Genomic DNA, 422 nt, shown 5'->3' on the forward strand with positions numbered 1-422 from the left:
GTAAGCGTAAACTGACCGCCGTATGTAGCCATTAAGCCTGTATTGGTAACGTAGGTGCCCACCTTTTCAACTAGTGGACACCTGTTATGGAACAGAAAGCATTATCTGCAGAACCCCGCAGATCATTTTCAAATGAGTTTAAACTTCAAATGGTTAAACTGGCTTCACAACCAGGAGCCTCTGTTGCCCGTATTGCCCGGGAACACGATATCAATGATAACCTGCTGTTCAAATGGCTCAGGCTCTGGCAGAACGAAGGGCGCATATCGCGGCGTCTTCCGGTAACAACCTCTTCTGACACTGGCGTTGAATTATTACCTGTGGAGATAACGCCGGATGAGCCGAAAGAACCTGTGGCTGCTCTTACTCCGTCTTTATCTACTCAGACTACAGTTAGTGCCAGCTCCTGCAAGGTGGAGTTC

Annotated in this window: 1 protein-coding gene; it reads left to right on the plus strand. The window is 48.3% G+C overall.

The genetic code is table 11. The features are described 5' to 3' along the window. Window positions 1-86: 86 nt before the first annotated feature. Window positions 87-422, plus strand: a 336-nt coding sequence (gene tnpA, locus BHE85_RS27740; RefSeq protein WP_000435410.1) for an IS66-like element accessory protein TnpA, incomplete at its 3' end; no start/stop codon positions are given.

Origin of the sequence: Shigella sp. FC1567 (assembly GCF_001743015.1) — a bacterium.
Taxonomy (GTDB): Bacteria; Pseudomonadota; Gammaproteobacteria; order Enterobacterales; family Enterobacteriaceae; genus Escherichia; species Escherichia coli.